At 71.4% G+C, this 14,252-nt stretch carries 13 protein-coding genes; 8 read left to right on the forward strand and 5 right to left on the reverse strand.

The genetic code is table 11. From position 1 onward, the window contains the following. Positions 1 to 73 precede the first annotated feature (73 nt). The 4 genes from ABJI51_RS24135 to ABJI51_RS24150 all read right to left on the reverse strand — a co-directional run bounded on the left by ABJI51_RS24135 (position 74) and on the right by ABJI51_RS24150 (position 5,060). Positions 74 to 850 (reverse strand): ABC transporter permease, encoded by a 777-nt coding sequence (locus ABJI51_RS24135; protein ID WP_348953636.1) that lies wholly within the window; start codon positions 848 to 850, stop codon positions 74 to 76. Further along, positions 847 to 1,761 (reverse strand): ATP-binding cassette domain-containing protein, encoded by a 915-nt coding sequence (locus ABJI51_RS24140; protein WP_348953637.1) that lies wholly within the window; start codon positions 1,759 to 1,761, stop codon positions 847 to 849. The genes ABJI51_RS24135 and ABJI51_RS24140 overlap by 4 nt, the downstream gene beginning before the upstream one ends. Positions 1,762 to 1,860: 99 nt before the next feature. Further along, the gene (gene hrpB / locus ABJI51_RS24145) at positions 1,861 to 4,233 is read right to left on the reverse strand and encodes an ATP-dependent helicase HrpB (RefSeq protein WP_348953638.1); all 2,373 of its coding nucleotides are present in this window, start codon (positions 4,231 to 4,233) and stop codon (positions 1,861 to 1,863) included. Next, positions 4,230 to 5,060, reverse strand: coding sequence for a glutamate ABC transporter substrate-binding protein (locus ABJI51_RS24150; RefSeq protein ID WP_348953640.1), 831 nt, complete (start codon positions 5,058 to 5,060; stop codon positions 4,230 to 4,232). The genes hrpB and ABJI51_RS24150 overlap by 4 nt, the downstream gene beginning before the upstream one ends. Before the next feature lie 88 nt (positions 5,061 to 5,148). Here ABJI51_RS24150 and ABJI51_RS24155 point away from each other — a divergent pair, with 88 nt between their 5' ends. From ABJI51_RS24155 to ABJI51_RS24190, 8 genes are all read left to right on the forward strand, one after another. Next, the gene (locus ABJI51_RS24155) at positions 5,149 to 5,655 is read left to right on the forward strand and encodes a MauE/DoxX family redox-associated membrane protein (protein WP_348953972.1); all 507 of its coding nucleotides are present in this window, start codon (positions 5,149 to 5,151) and stop codon (positions 5,653 to 5,655) included. Between the two features lie 72 nt (positions 5,656 to 5,727). Beyond that, positions 5,728 to 6,471: a DsbA family protein gene (locus tag ABJI51_RS24160; RefSeq protein WP_348953641.1), complete on the forward strand. Its 744-nt coding sequence runs from the start codon at positions 5,728 to 5,730 to the stop codon at positions 6,469 to 6,471. Between the two features lie 110 nt (positions 6,472 to 6,581). After that, entirely contained in the window at positions 6,582 to 6,932 is a 351-nt protein-coding gene (locus ABJI51_RS24165) for a hypothetical protein (protein ID WP_348953643.1), read from the forward strand. Further along, a complete protein-coding gene (locus tag ABJI51_RS24170; RefSeq protein WP_348953644.1) occupies positions 6,929 to 8,038 on the forward strand; it encodes a C40 family peptidase in 1,110 nt (369 codons plus the stop codon). Before ABJI51_RS24165 ends, ABJI51_RS24170 begins: the two co-directional genes overlap by 4 nt. A 3-nt stretch (positions 8,039 to 8,041) precedes the next feature. Next, positions 8,042 to 8,422 (forward strand): YbaB/EbfC family DNA-binding protein, encoded by a 381-nt coding sequence (locus tag ABJI51_RS24175; RefSeq protein ID WP_348953645.1) that lies wholly within the window; start codon positions 8,042 to 8,044, stop codon positions 8,420 to 8,422. A 5-nt stretch (positions 8,423 to 8,427) separates the two neighbouring features. Further along, entirely contained in the window at positions 8,428 to 8,922 is a 495-nt protein-coding gene (locus ABJI51_RS24180; RefSeq protein WP_348953646.1) for a YbaB/EbfC family nucleoid-associated protein, read from the forward strand. Between the two features lie 107 nt (positions 8,923 to 9,029). Beyond that, positions 9,030 to 10,286: an RICIN domain-containing protein gene (locus ABJI51_RS24185; protein ID WP_348953647.1), complete on the forward strand. Its 1,257-nt coding sequence runs from the start codon at positions 9,030 to 9,032 to the stop codon at positions 10,284 to 10,286. Between the two features lie 73 nt (positions 10,287 to 10,359). Beyond that, positions 10,360 to 11,667: a family 1 glycosylhydrolase gene (locus ABJI51_RS24190; RefSeq protein ID WP_348953649.1), complete on the forward strand. Its 1,308-nt coding sequence runs from the start codon at positions 10,360 to 10,362 to the stop codon at positions 11,665 to 11,667. 70 nt (positions 11,668 to 11,737) lie between these two features. On the opposite strand, the gene ABJI51_RS24195 is transcribed toward ABJI51_RS24190, so the two are convergent. After that, entirely contained in the window at positions 11,738 to 14,224 is a 2,487-nt protein-coding gene (locus ABJI51_RS24195) for a DNA gyrase/topoisomerase IV subunit A (RefSeq protein WP_348953651.1), read from the reverse strand. Between the last annotated feature and the right edge of the window lie 28 nt (positions 14,225 to 14,252).

Consider the following 14,252-nt stretch of genomic DNA (forward strand, 5'->3'; position numbering starts at 1 on the left):
GGGGTGGGGGTGTGTTACACTCTGTTTCACACCGGTTTTTCTCACTCACGACAAGCCGACCGTCACCCGGCACTCAGGCGTCGCGGCGCCGCAGGATGGTTGTGCCCGTCACCACGGCCGCCGCGGTCCAGGCCGCGCAGATTGCCAGTCCGGCCCAGGGGGCGTACGGGGCCACCGTCATCGTGATAGGGTTCGGCTGGCCCGCCTCCACCATCGCGTTCACTCCCGCGATGCCCGGGAAGTACGGCATCAGGTCCGCCCAGCCCAGCGACGCCACGATCAGCGGCAGCGGCACCAGCAGCACGATCACCGTCACCAGTGTCCCCGCCGCGCTGCGCAGGGCCCAGCCGATGCCCGTGCACAGCACGCCGAGCAGCGCGTAGTAGCCGCCCATGCCCGAGGCCGTCGTGAAGGCCGCTTCGACCGACGTCGGGAGGCCGTGGCCGTCCTTCACCGCGGTTGCCAGCGCCATGCCCGCGCACGACAGCACCACGCCGTACGCGAACAGCACCGGCACCACGATGGCCGCCTTCGCCGCGACCACCCGGGCGCGTACCGGGGTCCACAACAGGGTCGAGCGGATGCCGCCGCTCGCGTACTCGCTCGTCACGAACAGCGTTGCCAGCGCGATCACCGCGAACTGGGCCAGGTAGAACCCGCCGCCGAGGGCGATCGTGTGTGCTCCCAGCGGCTCGCCGTCGTAGTGCTGGGCGATGCCCGACAGCGTGCTGTAGCCCAGCATCAGCACGGCACCCGTCACCAGGCACCACCACGTCGCCCGGACCGACCAGAACTTCGTCCACTCCGCGGCCACCGCCCCGGACAGGCCTCCGCGCTCGTCCGTTTTCATGCCGACACCCCGTATTCCACCGATGAAGCGGTCAGTTCCATGTACGCCTGCTCGAGCGACGCCGTGCGCTCGGCGAGCCCGTGCACGCGGATCCCGAGTTCGTGCACCAGGTCGCCGACGCGGGTGACGGCCAGGCCGTCCACCACCAGCTCGTCCGGCTCGCCCGGGTGCGTCAGGCCGCCCTCGGCGCGCAGCCGCCGGTCGAGCGCCGTGCGGTCGCCGCCGTCGGGGACGCGGACCGACACCGTCGTGCGCGAGTTGCCCGCGATGAACTCCGCCACCGGCGCGTCGGCCAGCAGCCTGCCCCTGCCGATGACGATCAGGTGGTCGGCGGTCAGCTGCATCTCGCTCATCAGGTGGCTGGAGACGAACACCGTCCGCCCCTCGGCCGCCAGCGACCGCATCAGCTGCCGCACCCAGCGGACGCCGTCCGGGTCGAGGCCGTTGACCGGCTCGTCGAACAGCAGCACGCCCGGGTCGCCGAGCAGCGCACCGGCAATGCCGAGCCGCTGGCCCATGCCGAGCGAGAACTGGCCGGCGCGCTTGCCCGCGACGTCGGACAGCCCGACGGTCGCCAGCACCTCCTCGACACGGCTCGCCGCGATCCCGTTGCTGCGCGCCATGGCCAGCAGGTGCTTGCCGGCACTGCGGCCGGGATGCAGGGCCTTGGCGTCCAGCAGCGCGCCGACCTCGCGCAGCGGGTGCTTCAGCTCGGCGTAGCGCCGCCCGCCGACCAGCACCTCGCCGGCGTGCGGGTGGTCGAGCCCGACGGTCATCCGCATGGTCGTCGACTTCCCGGCACCGTTGGGGCCGAGAAAACCGGTCACCTGGCCCGGTGTGATGTCGCAGGTGAGAGCGTCGACGACGGTCTTCTCCCCGTAGCGCTTCGTGAGCCCGCGAAGCGTGATCATGGTTCCTCCCGGTGTTCGCCTGTACCGGGAGTCTGCGGTTTCCGGGCATGCCGGGACATCGGACGTCGGTCGCGACCGGCCCCCGACTTTCGGCAGGGTTCAGCCGCGGCGGGTGTGCCGGGTCGGGACGGCGGTGGCCGGGTCCTCCGGCCACGGGTGCTTCGGGTAGCGGCCGCGCAGGTCGGCGCGGACCGCCGGGTAGCCGGTGGCCCAGAACGACCCGAGGTCCGCGGTGATCGCCGCCGGGCGGCCCGCGGGGGAGAGCAGGTGCAGCACCACCGGGACGCCCGCCACGGTCGGCGTGGTGGTCCAGCCGAACGTCTCCTGCAGCTTGACGGCCAGGACCGGCTGGTCGCCGCGGTAGTCGACGCGGATGTGCGAGCCCGACGGCACTTGCAGGCGGTCCGGGGCCAGCTCGTCCAGCCGCGCGGCTTCCGGCCACGGGAGCAGGGCCTTCAACGCGGTCCCGGCGTCGATCCCGGCCAGGTCGGCACGGCGGCGGGCGCGCGAGAGGTCCAGCCAGCTGTCCATATCGGACAGCAGTGTCTCGTCGTCGACGGCGGGCCACGGCGGGCCGAGGACGCGGTGCAGGAACGCCATCCGCTCGCGCAGGCGCGTCGCGTCCTGGCTCCACCTGAGCAGGCCCAGGCCTTCGGTCCGGAGCCCGGTCACGAGAGCGTCGTGGACGTCCGCGTCGGGCAGCGGCCGGGAAGACAGCGTGATGGCGCCGAGCTTGCGGACGCGGCGGGCGACGACGTCGCCGTCCCAGGTGACTTCGTCCACTTCGGACACTGTGCCGGCGCGGACGGCCAGTGCCTCGTCGGCGGCCGCGGCGAGGCGGATCGTGCCGTGGACGCGGCCGGGGTCGCGGGTGGCTTCGGCGATCGCCAGCCATTCGGCGTCGAGGCCGCTGCCGGGCGGGAGTTCGGCGGCCGTGCCCCCGGCCATCAAGTAGACGGGCGCGCCGCCGGGGCGGCGACGGGCCAGCCGTTCCGGATGGGCGAGGGCGACGACCAGTGCGGGATCCGGCTTTCCTTCGCCACTCACCAGTTTCGAAAGCCGTTGTACTTCGCGCTTCCAGCGCCGCGCGCCGTCGTCGTTCGCCGAGCGCAGGCGGCGCAGCTCCGCGTCCACGTCCGTCAGCGTGGCGCCCGCGTCCAGCAGTGCCACCACCTCGGCCGCGGTGCGGGCGCCGGTTTCGGCGGCGCCGTCCAGCAGGGCCCTGGCCAGCCGTGGGTGCAGGCCCAGCTCCGCCATCCGGCGGCCGCGCGGGGTCACCGTGCCGTCGGGGTCCGTCGCGCCCAGCGTCACCAGCAGGGCCCGGCCCGCCGCCAGCGCGCCCTCGCCCGGCGGGTCCCACCAGGCCAGCCCGCTGCCGTCGGGCGTCGACCAGCACGCCAGCTCCAGGGCCAGCCGGGCCAGCTCGGCCGTGCGGATCTCCGGTTCCGGGTACGCCGGCAGCAGCGCCTGCTCGGGTTCGGCCCAGCAGCGGTACGCCCGGCCCGGCGCCTCCCGGCCCGCGCGGCCCGCACGCTGCGCCGCCACCGCCGCCGACACCCGGACCGTCGCCAGGCCCGGCAGCCCGCGCCGGTGGTCGACCCGCGGCACCCTCGCCAGTCCGGAGTCCACGACCGCGCGCACGCCCGGCACCGTCAGGCTCGACTCGGCCACCGCCGTCGCCAGCACGACCCGCCGCCGGTCCCGGGGCCGCAGCGCGTCGTCCTGATGTGCCGCCGACAGGCGCCCGTGCAGTGGCAGGACGTCCACATCGGACAGTCGCAGCAATCCGGCCGTCCGCGCGATCTCGCCCGCGCCGGGCAGGAACGCGAGGACGTCACCGTCCCCTTCGGACAGTGCGGTCCGGACCGCCCGCGCCACCGTGGCTTCGGTGCGCTCGCCGCGGGCCGGGGGCAGATAGGAGAAGGACACCGGGAAAGTCCGCGCCGAAGCCTCGATCACCGGGGCGTCGCCGAGCAGCGCGGCCAGCCGCCCGGCCGCGACCGTCGCCGACGTCGCCAGCAGCCGCAGGTCCTCGCGCAGCCCCGCGCGGACGTCGAGGAGCAGGGCCAGCAGCAGGTCCGCGTCCAGATGCCGCTCGTGGCACTCGTCGAGCAGGACCGTCGAGACCCCGGGCAGCTCCGGATCGCCCTGGACGCGCCGCACCAGCAGGCCCGACGTCACGACCTCGATCCGGGTGCGCGCCGACACCTTCCGGTCGCCGCGCACCGCGTACCCGACCGTCTCGCCGACCGGTTCGCCCAGCAGCGCGGCCATCCGGGCCGCGGCGGCCCGCGCCGCCAGCCGCCGCGGTTCGGCGACGACGACCCGGCCGCCGCCCTCGGCCAGCGCCAGCGGCACCAGCGTCGTCTTCCCCGTGCCGGGCGGCGCGACGAGCACCGCGGTGCCGTGGCCGTCGAGGGCGGCGAGCAGCTCCGGCAGGACGGCGCGGACCGGCAGGTCGGGCAGCTTCACTTCGGGGTGACCTCGGGAGGCGGGGGCAGCGGGTAGCCGGACGGGCCGATGTTCGCGTTGAGCGAGCGCAGCCATTCACCGGAGGAGATCATCTTCCGGATCGCGTCGTCGACCGCGGCGACCCCCTGGGTGTCGCCCTTGCGCAGGCCGATCCCGTAGTCCTCCTTCGAGAACGGCTTCCCGACGATCTTCAGCAGCTCCGGGTCGCGCGCGACGTAGCCTGCCAGGATCACCGCGTCCGTGGTGACCGCGTCGATCTGCCCGGCCAGCAGCGCGGTCACGCAGTCGGAGTACCGCGGGTACTCGACCAGCTGCACCGCCTGCGCGAACCGGTCCTTGACCTGCTGGGCAGGCGTCGACCCGGCGACCGAGCACAGCCGCCGCCCGTTGAGCGCCTCCGGCCCGGTGATGTCGGCCGACGTCCGGCGCACCAGCAGGTCCTGGCCGGTGGTGAAGTACGGCCCGGCGAACGCGACCACCTGCTTGCGCTTGTCCGTGATGGAGTACGTCGCCACGACGAGGTCGACTGCGCCGGAGGTGAGGTCGGTCTCGCGGGTCGCCGACGTCGTCTCGCGCCAGGTGATGTCCTTCGCCGCGACACCCAGTTCCGACGCGACGAACCTCGCGACGTCGACGTCGAACCCGACGAACCGGCCGTCGACGGTGTGCTCGGACAGGCCCGGCGCGTCGAACCGGATTCCGATGGTCAGGTGATCCGTGGCACTCGCCCGGGTGACGAGCGAGTCGGTCGGCGAAACCTGCTTCGGCCCGCACGCCGACGCCGTGACCAGCAACAACAGTGAGCCGAGGAGCGTGCGCCACCGCATCCAGCCGCTCCCTCCGCCGCTGTCCTGCCCTCACGAAGTTCTCAGGTCCTCCCGTTAGCCTAAGTGCGTGGTGCGACCGTCCCAACCCGTGCTGGACGCCGTCGGCACGCTCGCCCGGCTCGGGCTCGCGGCCGTCTGGCTCGTTTCCGGTGCGCTGAAGCTGGCGGATCCCGGGCAGACGCTGATCGCCGTCCAGGCCTATCAGGTGCTGCCGGACGCACTCGAAAACGTGGTGGCCATCGCGCTGCCGCTCGTGGAACTCCTGCTCGGGCTGTTCCTGCTCGCGGGACTGGCGACCCGGTGGGCCGCCGGCGCCGCGCTGGGGCTGCTCGTCGTGCTCATCGCCGGGATCGCCCAGTCGTGGGCGCGCGGGCTGAGCATCGACTGCGGGTGCTTCGGCGGCGGTGGCCAGGTGGCGGCGGGGCAGACGGAGTACCCGCAGGAGATTCTCCGCGACACCGGATTCGCGCTGCTGGCCGTCTGGCTGCTGGCGCGCCCGCGCACGTGGCTGTCGGTCGACGGCTGGCTCGCGCGAGGTCGCGGGAACTCCACCGAGCCCGGGTCCGACTACTCGGGTATCGCGGAAGGGAACTGATACACAGTGGGTGGAGCTGAGCGGACCGCTCGGAAGCGTCGTCAGGCCGCGCAGTCGGCCGGATCGAAGGCGGTGGCCCAAGCCAGGGGCGCCTCGAGCGACCGCAGGAAGATCGTCGTCGCGGTGGTCGCGACCGTCGTGGTGGCCGCGGCCGTGCTCGGCGGCGTCATCTGGACGATCTCGGACAAGAACAAGACCGAAGGCCAGGTCATCCAGCCCGGCACGACCACCAGCTCGCTGGCGTCCGGCGTCGTGCAGAAGCGGGACGGCGTGGTCGTCACGGTCGGCAAGCCCGGCGCCAAGGCCACGATCGACGTCTACGCCGACTTCCTCTGCCCGATCTGCGGCCAGTTCGAGAAGGCGTACAAGACCCAGATCGAGCAGGCGGTCAACGACGGCAAGCTGCAGGTGCGCTACCACATGGTGCCGCTGCTCAACGACCGTTCCAGCCCGCCCGGCTACTCGCTCGACTCGGCGAACGCGGCGCTGGCCGCGGCCGACGCCGGCAAGTTCGTCCCGTTCCACGACGCGCTGTTCGCCAACCAGCCGGAAGAGGGCAAGCGCGGCTACGACAAGGCGCAGCTGATCGAGCTGGGCAAGAACGTCGGGATCACCGACCCGGAGTTCGCCCAGACGGTGAATGCCGGCACCTACGACCAGCAGCTCAACAGCGCGTTCCAGCAGATCTCGAACGACCCCAAGCTGCAGCAGGACTTCGGGGGCGGGCAGATGGGGTTCGGCACGCCGACGGTCGCCGCGAACGGCTCCGTCGTGTCCTGGCAGGACCCGGACTGGCTCAAGAAGATCACCGGCTGACTCCGGGCAATTCGCCCACCCGGGTACGGACCGTGGACTAGGCTGATTCCCGCACCAGGGGAACCGGGGGTGCCGCGCGCACGTCGCATCCCCGGTGACAGGGAGGGTCAGTGGACGGTTCGCATTCGGGGTTTCACGTCGATGACGGCGCGTACGCGCGGTACGCGCGCGAGCTCGACCCGGTCGGGGAAGACGTCAAGGGCGCGGCGGACAAGCACGTCGGCCCGCACGTGACGCTCGGCGGCCACGGCTTCTCGGAGATGGGCGGCGAGTCCGGCTTCTCCGGGGCCTACAGCGGCCGGATGCGGGCGCTGCAGGAGAAGCTGCACCGCGTCGGCGGCGGCTGGCGGCAGGTCGGCGAAGCCGCCCGGCAGACCGACCGCAACTACGCGGCCGTCGAAGCCGAGCACGGCGACGTCGTCCGGCGGCTCGGCGGCGACCTCGGGCAGGACCGCGCGTGACCGAGCACGCCGACCAGCTCGTCCGGCACGGCCTGGACACCACCAACCAGTTCGCGCAGAAGCTGCGTCACGACCCGGTCGCGATCAGCGGCGCGCGGGACGCGCACGTGGCCCTGCAGACGTCGGTCGGCCGCACCCGCGACCACGCCGCCGACCAGCGCGTCGCGCTGACCTCGGCCAGCTCGGGCTCGACGACCGACCGCGCGACCGCGACGTCGCAGAGCCTGGAGAAGGAAGTCCAGGACCTGCTCGACGAGAGCGCCGAGATCGAGAAGGCCGTCGCCGAGGCGGCCGAGACCCTGCACGTCGGCGAGATCCGCAACGACCAGGTCCGCGACCAGATCATCAAGGAGATCGCGGCGTCGATGAAGGCGCTGGAGGCGGTCAAGCACATCCAGCCGCCGGAGAGCCGCGGGGCCGCGTCGCGCGACATCCTGCTGAAGCTGCAGACGAAGATCAGCCAGCTCACCGGCCAGGCCGCGACGTTCAGCGAGCAGACGATCAACGACCTCACCGCCATCGGCAACCGGCTGGGCGGCGAGGAGCAGACGACGTCGGCGTCTTCGGCCTCGTCGACGAAGGTCGGCTCGTCGTTCAACAGCAACAGCGGCTACTCCGGCGGCGGTGACGGCGGCGGCGGTGGCGGGGGTGGCGGCGGTGCCGTGCACAAGCCGCGGCTGCCGGTCGCGATCCCGCCGCAGCCCGGCTCCGGCGTCGCGATCAACCTGCCCGGCGGCAAGCAGGTCATGGCCCCGAACGAGACGGCCGCCAAGGCCGTGCGCGCGGCGCTGTCCCAGCTGGGCGTGCCGTACGTCTGGGGCGGGACGGCCCGCGGCGTCGGCCTCGACTGCAGTGGCCTGGTCATGACGTCGTACCAGGACGCGGGCCTGCAGCTGCCGCGGACGGCGGCGCAGCAGACGGTCGGCGCCGAGGTGCCCTCGATCGACCAGCTGCTGCCCGGCGACCTGGTGGTGTGGTCCGGGCACGTCGCGATGGTGATCGGCGACGGCCAGATGATCGAGGCGGGCGACCCGGTGCAGATCAGCAAGATCCGCACGACGAACGCCGGACAGTCCTTCATCGGCTTCTACCGGCCCACGGGGTGAGCAGTGGCTGAATTCGACATCGAGCTGGCGACGGCGCGCATCGCCGAGCAGGCGGAACGAGCGGGCTCGGAAGCGGCGGCACGGTTCGCCCGGTCGGGCCCGGTGGTGGGCAAGGCGTCCTCTTCGGACGGTGCGATCGAGGTCCAGGTCGCGCCCGGCGGCCTGCTGACCGGGCTGACCATCCACCGGTCGGCGCTGCGGCACGGCTCGGCGGTGATCGCCGGCCAGGTGCTCGAACTGGCCCAGCGCGCGACCCGCCGTGCGGGCGACCGGATGTACCACGCGCTGTCCCCGGTGCTGGACGCCGAGCAGCTGGAAACCCTGGGCTACGAACCGATCCCGGACGACGACCCGGACGCCGAGACCTACACCTACGGAAGGTGACCGCGGTGATCACGACCCGCCAGCTCATCGCCCAGGCCCGCGCCCGCGAGGAGGCCATGGCCCGGGTGGAGGAGCTGCTCGCGTCCGCGTCCGGCACGGCCCACGACGTCGACGGCCAGGTGGAGGCCACAGTCGACGCCCGCGGCAAGCTGCTGCGGCTGTGGCTGGCGCCGTCGGCGGTCGAGCTGGGCGACCGGCTGGGCCCGCTGATCGTGGAGATCGCCCAGGCGGCCATGCGCGAGGCGACGCAGGACGGCTACAACAAGGTCGCACTGGCGCTGGGCGAGGACATGACCTTCATGATCGAGCAGCTGACCGGGATGCCCGCGCCGGCCCGTGCCGAGGACGACGATCCCGGGATGACGGTGGAGGAGTTCCAGCGGCTGCGGGCCGAGCGCCTGGGTGCTGCGCCTCCCGCTCCCGCTCCCGTTTCTTCGACCGAGGACGAGGACGCTTACTGGGAGTCCTTCGACCCGGCTTCGCTGCGCTCCGACCGCTGAGCTTCGCGGGTCCCGGTGAGCGGTACCCGAATTCCGCAGAGGTCTGGACCAGTGCGAGGCTCTGTGTATTAATTCAAGGTGTGAATTTTCACTCGCCCCGCGGTCCGTTGATCAGGATTCTGGCCTTCTTCGCCGCCTGCCTGGGTCTCGCCCTGGGCGGCCCGGCGGTGGAAGCCGCGACGCCGTTCAAGGTGCTCGCCTTCTACAGCGGCACCTACGACGCCGCGCACATCAGCTTCGAGAAGGAAGCCAACGTCTGGTTCGCCCAGCAGGCGAGCGCGAACGGCTTCACCTACACCTCGACGACCGACTGGAACCGGCTCACCACGCTCACCCCTGGCCAGTACCAGGTCGTGCTGTTCCTCGACGACCAGCCGCAGTCGCAGGCGCAGTTCCAGGGCTTCCAGCGGTACATGCAGGCGGGTGGCGCGTTCTTCGGCTTCCACGTCACCGCCTACAACGACAGCTCGACGCCGTCGTACGCCAACTGGTTCCACAACGACTTCCTCGGCACCGGCCGGTTCACGTCGAACACGTGGGGGCCGACCGCGGAGACGCTGAAGATCGAGAACCGCACGCACCCGGCGACGGCGAACCTGCCGTCGACGATCCGCTCGTCGGTGTCCGAGTGGTACGCCTGGCAGTACGACCTGCGGCAGAACCCGGACATCACGATCCTCGCGTCGATGGACAGCTCCACCTTCCCGATCGGCACCGACCCGAGCCAGACCTGGTACAGCGGTTACTACCCGATCATGTGGACCAACAAGAACTACAAGATGCTGTACGCCAACTTCGGCCACAACGCGATGAACTACCAGACGAACACGGCGCTGTCCTCGACCTTCGAAAGTGCCGACCAGAACCGGTTCGTGCTCGACGGCCTCAGGTGGCTCGGCGGCGGCGGGACGACGACCCCGCCGGACCCGGGCACGATCGACCCGGCCGCCTGGTACGCGGTGACGAACAAGGCGTCCGGCAAGTGCGTCGACGCGCGCGGCGCGGGCAGCGCCAACGGCACGGTGATCCAGCAGTACACCTGCAACGGCACCGCGGCGCAGCAGTACCGGTTCACGCCGACCAGTGGTGGTTTCGACAGAATCGACAACCGCACGAATCCCGCTCAGGTCGTCGATGTCACCGGGGTGTCCACCGCCGACGGTGCCGGGGTGCAGCTCTGGGCCTACAGCGGTGGGGGCAACCAGCAGTGGCAGCCGGTGAGTGAAGGAAGCGGTTACTTCCACTTCGTCGCGAGGCACAGCGGCAAGTGCCTGACCGTGCCGGGAGCGTCCACTGCGGACAGTGTCCAGCTGGTCCAGGCGGCCTGTGACGGGGGTGCCGCGCAGTCGTTCCGGGTGGCCTAGCCGTTCGGGGGATGCGCCGCGAAGCCTCCTCGGCTAACGTGAAGACCCTTCATGTTACCGAGGAGGTGCCGTGGTGCGCGGGAAACGAACGGTCCTCGTCGTGGTGGCCCTGCTGGCGGGGGTGCTCGCCGGGGTGAGTCCGGCGGCTGCCGCGCCGTCGTTCTTCTGGGGTGTCGCGACGTCCGGCTACCAGTCCGAGGGCTACGCGCCCGACAGCAACTGGCGGCGCTACGAACAGGCCAAAACGTCGTCGATCAAAGAGCCCTACCGCCAGGCGGTCGACTTCCGGCACCGCTACGCCGAAGACATCGAACGCGCCCGGCAGCTCGGCGTGAACGTCTTCCGCTTCAGCGTCGAATGGGCCCGCATCGAGCCGCGGCCCGGCCAGGTCGACCAGGCCGAGCTGGCCTACTACGACGACCTCGTCCGGCACGTCGTCGCCGCCGGCATGCGGCCGATGATCACCCTCGACCACTGGGTGTACCCGGGCTGGGTGGTCGACCAGGGCGGCTGGGACACCGACCGCACGCGTGACGCCTGGCTGGCCAACGCCCGGCGCGTCGTCGAACGGTACAAGGGCCTCGGCGCGCTGTGGATCACGATCAACGAGCCGACGGTGTACCTGCAGCAGGAGATCAGCAACGGCGGGCTGGCCGCGTGGAAGGCGCCGTGGATGCTGTCGCGGATGGTGCAGGCGCACCGCGCCGCCTACGACCTGATCCACTCGCTGGACCCGGGCGCGCTCGTGTCGAGCAACACGGCGTTCATCCCGGCTGTCCAGGGCGTGCTGGACGCGTCGTTCCTCGACCACGTAAAGGACAAGCTCGACTTCGCCGGCGTCGACTACTACTACGGCGCGAGCCTCGACAACGTGAGCGCGGCGCACGCGGCCAGCGGCGAGTTCTGGAAGGTGACGCCGCAGCCGGACGGCATCTACTACGCGCTGCGCTACTACCAGCGGAAGTTCCCGGACCTGCCGCTGTACGTCGTCGAGAACGGCATGCCGAGCGACAACGGCAACGCGCGTCCCGACGGCTACACGCGCTCGGACCACCTGCGTGACCACCTGTACTGGGTGCAGCGCGCGAAGGCCGACGGCGCGAACGTGATCGGCTACAACTACTGGAGCCTCACGGACAACTACGAGTGGGGCGACTACCGGCCGCGCTTCGGCCTGTACACAGTGGACGCCCTGGCCGACCCGTCGCTGACCCGCCGCCCGACCGACGCGGTCGCGACGTACCGCGGCCTGATCGCCGGCCACGGCGTCCCGGCCGGCTACACCCCCGTGCGGCCACCGGGCTTCTGCTCGGTGGTGGAGGGGCTGAGCAGCTGCCTCGACCCGGCCCGCTATCCGGGACCGGTCGCCCCGCTCGGCTGACGCCGGTCGTGAGTGAGAAACAGTGTTCTAACGCTGTTTCTCACTCACGACCAGCCGCGGCAGACCGCTGTCAGTCGCGCTCGATGAGGTGGCCCACCACGTCCGGGCCCGGGTGGGCGTGGCCCGACCCGTCGCGGCGGACGTCGATCTCCGGCAGTTCCACCGGGTCGCCGTTGCGGGCCGCACCCGCCGGGCGAGGGCCGATCCAGGCCAGGCGCAGCGCCGTCTCGCCCTTGAGGAACCGCTGGGCGCGGACGCCGCCCGTGGCGCGGCCCTTGGCCGGGTACTCGCTGAACGGCGTCACCTTCACGCTCTGGCCGGTCGAGGTGATCACCAGCGGCTCGCCGTGCTCGTCGTCGTCCGTGCGGACCGCGCCGAAGAACACCACCGACGCCCCCGACGGCAGGTTGATGCCCGCCATGCCGCCGCCCTTCAGGCCCTGGGGCCGCACCAGCGACGCCGCGTACTTCAGCAGGGACGCCTCCGACGACACGAACGCCAGCGTCTCCGAACCGTCCGTCAGCCAGGTCGCGCCGACGATCTCGTCGCCGTCCTTGAGGCTGATCACCTCGAACTCGTCCGAGCGGACCGGCCACTCCGGCGAGCAGATCTTCACGACGCCCATCCGGGTCCCGAGCGCCAGGCCCGGGGAGCCCGCCGCCTGCTCGCCCAGCGGGGCGATCCCGACGACCGTCTCGCCCTTCTCCAGCGGCACCAGCTCCTTCGCCGCCATGCCGCCGCGCAGGGACACCGTGCCCGCCTGCTCCGGGAGCACCGGCAGCGGCAGCACGTCGGTCTTGAACGCCCGGCCGCGGCTGGTCACCAGCAGCACCTGCCCGCGCGCCGTCGTGTGGACGACCGCCGCCACCGCGTCGTGCTTGACGCGGCCGTTGCGGCGCCGCGACTCCGTCGCCTCTTCGGACTCGGCCGCGGTGCGGGCCACCAGCCCGGTCGCCGACAGGATCACCTGGCACGGGTCGTCGGCCACCTCCAGAGGCCCGGACGGCTTCGACGCGGCCAGTACCTCCTTCAGGTCGCCGTCGATCAGCGCGGTGCGGCGCTCGGTCGGGAAGTCCTTCGCGATCTTCGCCAGTTCCGACGAGACGAGCTTCTTCAGCACCGACTCGTCCTCGAGGATCTTGGTCAGCTCCGCGATCTCCTCGCGCAGCTTCTCCTGCTCGGCCTCCAGCTCCAGCCGGTCGTACTTGGTCAGCCGGCGCAGCGGCGTGTCCAGGATGTACGTCGCCTGGATCTCCGAGAGCTTGAACCGCGTCATCAGGCCGTCCTTCGCGGCCTGCGCGTTCTCGCTCTCGCGGATGAGCTTGATCACCTTGTCGATGTTCAGCAGCGCGACCAGCAGGCCGTCGACCAGGTGCAGCCGCTCTTCGCGCTTGCGGCGCCGGTACTTCGTGCGCCGCGTGACGACGTCGTAGCGGTGCCGGAGGAAGACCTCCAGCAGCTCCTTCAGGCCCAGCGTCTGCGGCTGGCCGTCGACGAGCACCAGGTTGTTGATGCCGAACGACTGCTCCAGCGGCGTGAGCCGGTAGAGGTCGGCCAGCAGCGCCTGCGGGTTGACGCCGACCTTGCACTCGATGACCAGCCGGGTGCCGTTCTCCCGGTCGGTGAGGTCCTTGACGTCGGCGATGCCGGTGAGCCGCTTGGACTTGTTGACCTCGTCGGTGATCTTCTCGATCACCTTCTCCGGCCCGACGCCGTAGGGCAGCTCGGTGACGGTGATCGCCTGCCGCCCGCGGCTGCCTTCCAGCGGCCCGGTTTCGACGCTCGCCCGCATCCGGACCACACCGCGGCCGGTCTCGTAGGCGCGGCGGACCTCGTCGAGGCCCAGCAGCTTGCCGCCGGTCGGCAGGTCGGGGCCCGGCACGAACTCCATCAGCTTGTCGAGCGTCGCACTGGGGTGCGTGATCAGCCACCGCGCCGCGGCGATGACCTCGCCGAGGTTGTGCGGGATCATGTTGGTCGCCATCCCGACCGCGATCCCGGACGTGCCGTTGACCAGCAGGTTCGGGAACGCCGCGGGCAGCACCGACGGCTCTTCCAGCGACCCGTCGTAGTTCGGGCGGAAGTCGACGGTGTCCTCGCCCAGCTCACCGACCAGCTGCATCGCCTCGGGCGACATCCGCGCCTCGGTGTACCGGGAGGCCGCCGGGCCGTCGTCGGGCGAGCCGAAGTTGCCGTGCCCGTCGATCAACGGGACGTTCAGCGAGAAGTCCTGCGCCAGCCGCACCATCGCGTCGTAGATCGCGACGTCGCCGTGCGGGTGGTACTTGCCCATCACGTCACCGACCACGCGCGACGACTTCACGTACGCGTGCGTGGGCCGGTAGCCGTTCTCGTTCATCGAATACAGGATCCGGCGGTGCACCGGCTTCAGCCCGTCCCGCGCGTCCGGCAGGGCGCGCGAGTGGATGACCGAGTACGCGTACTCCAGGTAGGAGTCTTCGATCTCGGTCTTCAGCGAGTTGTCGAAGACGTGCGCACCGGGGGAGTCGAACGCGCTCGGATCGACCTTGGTGGTGCTGCCCTTGCGGCGTGCCACGGGGAAACTCCTTGGTAGCTGAGGAAAA

The organism is Amycolatopsis melonis, from assembly GCF_040064235.1.
Lineage (GTDB): Bacteria > Actinomycetota > Actinomycetes > Mycobacteriales > Pseudonocardiaceae > Amycolatopsis > Amycolatopsis melonis.

Excerpts from the sequence above, each read along its gene's own strand:
- ABJI51_RS24135 (WP_348953636.1), bottom strand. The coding sequence starts at position 850 with ATGAAAACGGACGAGCGCGGAGGCCTGTCCGGGGCGGTGGCCGCGGAG.
- ABJI51_RS24140 (WP_348953637.1), bottom strand. The coding sequence starts at position 1,761 with ATGATCACGCTTCGCGGGCTCACGAAGCGCTACGGGGAGAAGACCGTC.
- ABJI51_RS24150 (WP_348953640.1), bottom strand. The coding sequence starts at position 5,060 with ATGCGGTGGCGCACGCTCCTCGGCTCACTGTTGTTGCTGGTCACGGCG.